This window comes from Brucella pseudogrignonensis, from assembly GCF_002252525.1.
Taxonomy (GTDB): domain Bacteria; phylum Pseudomonadota; class Alphaproteobacteria; order Rhizobiales; family Rhizobiaceae; genus Brucella; species Brucella pseudogrignonensis.
The window spans coordinates 1-4095 of record NZ_NNRM01000026.1; the positions used below are offsets into that span (position 1 = coordinate 1).

The window sequence follows — 4095 nt, forward strand, 5'->3', positions numbered from 1 at the left end:
CATGATCACCATGATCATCATCCTGCGACACGGCAACTCAGGTTGGCCCTTCCACGTCGGAGAGCAAGGATGCGATCAACGCGTCCCCCGCCTTGAACCGGCCGCGCCTCAGCTCCGGAGGAACGACCGCCTCGACCGCTTCCAGCTTCTCGGAGGGATCCATGCGCAGATAGACCTCGGTGGTGCGGATATCGGCATGGCCGAGCCAGAGTGCGACCTTCCGGATGTCGTGGGTGGCCTGCAGCATGATCACGGCACAGCTATGCCGGAGCTGATGTGGAGAGACGCGACGACCACGCAGCGATGCGCAGGTCTCGGCCGCTTTGCGGACGTGCTTGTCGAGGACATATTCGAAGCCTGCTCGGGTCATCGGCTCGCCTCGGGCGTTGACGAACAGTTCCGGTACGGGAACATTGCCCCTGACACTGAGCCACGCCCGAAGATCGCGCGCGGTTTCCTTCCAGAGCGGCAGGCAGCGTTCCTTGCGGCCCTTTCCCCGGATCGTCACGCTCGCGCCTTGCTGGAGCGAGAGGTTTGCGGTCAGGGTCCCGACCAGTTCGGAGACCCGCAAGCCGCCAGCAAAGCACAGATGCAACATCGCCCGATCTCGCACGCCGGATCGGGTCGTAACATCGGGAGCATTGAGGATCGCGCGAACCTCCTCCATCGTCAGATGACGGATGAGCTTCTGATCGTGGCGTTTGACCGGGATCGCATGGATCCTGCCAATCTGCTCCAGGGCCGACGGCACCCGGTACTCGACATAGCGCATGAACGCCTTGACGGCGGCGAGCCTCAGGTTGCGGGAGGAGACGCTGTTGCCACGATCCCGCTCGATATGCGTCAGGAACGCGACGATCATCGGCGCATCGAGATCCTCGATCGCAAGCCGCGACGGCCGGGTTCGCAACCGTTTAGCGGCGAAGTCGAACAGCAGCTTGAAGCTGAAGGCATAGGTCTCGCAGGTCTGAGGGCTGTAGCCTCGCTGATTGGGCATGTAATCGCGCAGGAAGCCGGTGATGAGCGGAGCGAGTTGCGTCATGTGGCGCTCTCCCCGACCAGCATTTCCGCAGCCGTGGCGATATCCGCCATCAACTCCGGCGTCGTTTCCAGATACCAGTAGGTGTTCCGGACATCGGCATGACCCAGATAGGTCGACAAGGCGACGAAGTGCCGGGCGACCGCACGACGCTCGGCGCCGCATTGCTCCAGCACCCGTGTCGCGAAGGTATGGCGAAGATCATGGATGCGGGGTTGCCGCCTTCGCTCCGGTGCGATCCCCGCGCGGCGCAGGACGCAGCGGAACGTGTAGTTCACCGTGGTGTGGCACATCTCGCGATGCTGAACGGATGTGAACAGCCAGGGACTTTCGAATGCATGTTGGCGACGAAGCGCAAGATAGCGATCGAGTGCCTCGATGACCGTCGCATGCAGCGGCACGAGCCGGCTTTTCCGGAACTTGGTCTCGCGGATATGCAACACGCCGCCCGGCTGGATATCGTCCAGCTTGAGCCCGAGCGCCTCACAGACGCGTAGCCCGGTTGCTGCGATCAGCCCGAACAGCATGACGTAGAGCTGACGCCTCAGGGGATTGGGCTTCTGATACCTCAGACTGCCGGCCGCATCGAGAATCCGGGCGATCTCGTCCGGCGTGTAGATGTAGGGAACGGGACGGGCCTGGCTTCGTGGCAAGTCAGCGCGCGGGATGTCATGGCGGGGATCCTCGGCGTGGAGGAAGCGCGCGAACAGAACGATCTCCGACATCCGCCGGGCCCGCGTGTTCGGGGTGCCGGCGACTGTTTCGAGCCATCGAAGAACCGTTGTTGCCTGGATATGAGTTTCGCCGCGGTTGGTGGCAAAGTCCGAGTAGGCACGAAGATGCCGCTCGGTCTTGACCAGCTTGTAGCCGAGCGTGCGACGCAAAGCGATATAGCGGTCGGTGGCGTCCCTCAACATGGCAGCCTCCCGCCCCAGGGCTGGGCGATCTCCGACAGCAGGCCGATATCTACCTTGGCATAGAGCGCGGTGACAGATGGCGAACGGTGCCGCAACACCGTGCCGACGCCGGCAAGGCTCGCACCGTTGCGCAGCATCGCGGTCGCAGCGGAATGCCGAAGCATGTGAGCACCGCGATGCGCACTGTCGATCTTCGCCCGGTCGAGGGCGCGCCGTACCAGGCATTTCACCGCGATACGGCCGACGGGTCTGATCGGCGCTGTTTCGGTCAGGAACATGCGCGTCGTCGCAATTCGGGGCCGTCCCTGCTTGATATAGGCCAGAATGGCGTCGCCAACCTCCTGTGTGAGCGGCAGGTGTTCCTCCCGGCGGCTCTTGCCGGACAGCTTCAGCAGACCGTTCTTCCAGTCGAAGTCGCCGAAGGTGAGATTGGCGACTTCGCTCGCTCTCAACCCCAGGCGGGCAAGCAGGAGGATGATCGCGCGGTCACGTAATCGGACCTTGTCCTCACACGAGGCGAGCAGGCGATCGATATCGGCTTGCCCGAGGAAGCGGGGCACCGTCGCCAATTGCCAGCTTGCGAAGGTCGGAACCGCATGCTCCCGTCCGATCGGGCAGTGTCCGATCGCCACGAGGTATTTGAGGTAGGCGCGTGTCGCAACGGTGATGCCCCGTGCGCGCCCGATCCCGTGTGGTTTGGCCCGCTCCAGCACGAAGTCGCGTATCGCTGTGGCCGTGTAGGCAGCCGGATCGGTTCCAAGTGCCGCAAGCAGATCGGTCAGGGTTTGCTGATAGGTGTCGAGCGTGGAATCCATGATGCCGCGTTGCTCCCGCATCCAATGCCGGAAGGCGGCGAGTTCCGGCCAGTTTTCCTCGAGCGACGGTTCGTGCGCCGGCGGAAGAACGCCTTCATTACGCAGATAGGTGATGAACAGCTTGGCGGCGCCCTGCGGTGCGCGAGCCTTCTTGCTGCCCCGGAACACCGACGCCGAGGCGGCAAGGCCCGCGTCGAGCGTTTCGAGTTCAAAGCCCTTCGCGCGGACCCAATCGGCCCACAATGCGAGCAGGCGCACCACCTCGATAATCGTTGCCGGCGAGTAATTCCGATCGTCGAGCCAGTCTTTGAAGCCCTCGGCATGCGGTTGTAGCCAATTGATCCGGACATCGACGCTCCGGCGATGCCTGCGTTTCCGTTTTGCCATCCTGTTTTCCTTCGAGTTGCTTGTTGGTGCCGGAGGGACCGGCGCATCGAACAAATCGAAGGCTGCGGTATTATTCCACGCGATATGCAATTTGCCGGCCCGGATTGAACTCGCAGCATCGGGAGCGGTCTGAGTTGCCGTGTCGCAGGATGATGATCATGGTGATCATGGTGGCGGGGAGGATTGCCCCGCCGCCCGTGACGCCGGTCATGCCGATGGGGTGCCGACTGCCCGTGTCGTTCTCTTCCGACAATGCAGCAAAGCCCCCATGCGGCCTCTCATCTGGGCTGGTCTGGCGCCGGTCCGGCCTTGATCTGCAACGGCTCCGCCGACCTTCTTCCCCTGGCCTGACGGCCATTCCTCGCGAAGCAACAAGCTCGGCTGCCGCCGCCCTCCGCTCACGCTGCGGCCCTTTTGGTGCAGCCGTCCGGCCCGTCGCCCCTCGACCGCCATCGAGACCGCATGGGGCGGCTTCGGACAACTCTCAGGAGATACGACAATGGCTCAGATCGGCACCTTCACCCGCGACGAAAACGGCACCTACGCCGGAACGATCAGAACCCTCACCCTCAACGTAAAGGCCACCATCAAGCCCTGCGACCACGACAGCGACAAGGCACCCGACCACCGGGTCACCGCAAACGGCGTCGAGTTCGGAGCCGGCTGGAGCAAGACCGCCAAGGAAACAGGCGCCGAGTACCTCTCGCTCAAGCTCGACGATCCCTCCTTCACCGCGCCGGTCTACGCCTCCCTGGTGCAGGGCGACAAGGGCGAGCACAAGCTCATCTGGTCGCGATGATCCAACAAGGGCGCTCCGCTCACGGCGGGGCGCCCGCCCACAAAGCCCGCGATTATGTGGAGCAGAATCCGCCGAAACAGCCGGAAAACCAGCCCTCAAGACCTGGCACTCCGCATAATACCGTTCTCGGCATAATCG

The 4095-nt window shown here is 63.4% G+C and carries 5 protein-coding genes; 2 read left to right on the forward strand and 3 right to left on the reverse strand.

Features of this window, described 5'->3' with window-relative positions:
• Positions 1–37: 37 nt before the first annotated feature.
• Genes CEV34_RS14500 through CEV34_RS14510 form a run of 3 tightly spaced genes read right to left on the reverse strand, consistent with a single transcriptional unit; the run spans position 38 to position 3158 of the window.
• A complete protein-coding gene (locus CEV34_RS14500; RefSeq protein WP_094543822.1) occupies positions 38–1042 on the reverse strand; it encodes a tyrosine-type recombinase/integrase in 1005 nt (334 codons plus the stop codon).
• A complete protein-coding gene (locus CEV34_RS14505; RefSeq protein ID WP_094543823.1) occupies positions 1039–1956 on the reverse strand; it encodes a tyrosine-type recombinase/integrase in 918 nt (305 codons plus the stop codon). The genes CEV34_RS14500 and CEV34_RS14505 overlap by 4 nt, the downstream gene beginning before the upstream one ends.
• Positions 1950–3158 (reverse strand): tyrosine-type recombinase/integrase, encoded by a 1209-nt coding sequence (locus tag CEV34_RS14510; protein WP_094543824.1) that lies wholly within the window; start codon positions 3156–3158, stop codon positions 1950–1952. The genes CEV34_RS14505 and CEV34_RS14510 overlap by 7 nt, the downstream gene beginning before the upstream one ends.
• Positions 3159–3297: 139 nt before the next feature.
• On the opposite strand from CEV34_RS14510, the gene CEV34_RS27055 reads away from it, so the two are divergent.
• Together CEV34_RS27055 and CEV34_RS14515 are read left to right on the forward strand one after the other, a co-directional pair.
• Positions 3298–3471 (forward strand): hypothetical protein, encoded by a 174-nt coding sequence (locus CEV34_RS27055; protein ID WP_179253528.1) that lies wholly within the window; start codon positions 3298–3300, stop codon positions 3469–3471.
• Positions 3472–3657: 186 nt separating this feature from the next.
• Positions 3658–3957: a DUF736 domain-containing protein gene (locus CEV34_RS14515; RefSeq protein ID WP_094543825.1), complete on the forward strand. Its 300-nt coding sequence runs from the start codon at positions 3658–3660 to the stop codon at positions 3955–3957.
• The last annotated feature ends 138 nt before the right edge of the window (positions 3958–4095 follow it).

Bases quoted from the DNA above. Each gene is read 5' to 3' on its own strand.
- CEV34_RS14515 (WP_094543825.1), top strand. From the start codon at position 3,658: ATGGCTCAGATCGGCACCTTCACCCGCGACGAAAACGGCACCTACGCC.
- CEV34_RS14510 (WP_094543824.1), bottom strand. From the start codon at position 3,158: ATGGCAAAACGGAAACGCAGGCATCGCCGGAGCGTCGATGTCCGGATC.
- CEV34_RS14505 (WP_094543823.1), bottom strand. From the start codon at position 1,956: ATGTTGAGGGACGCCACCGACCGCTATATCGCTTTGCGTCGCACGCTC.
- CEV34_RS14500 (WP_094543822.1), bottom strand. From the start codon at position 1,042: ATGACGCAACTCGCTCCGCTCATCACCGGCTTCCTGCGCGATTACATG.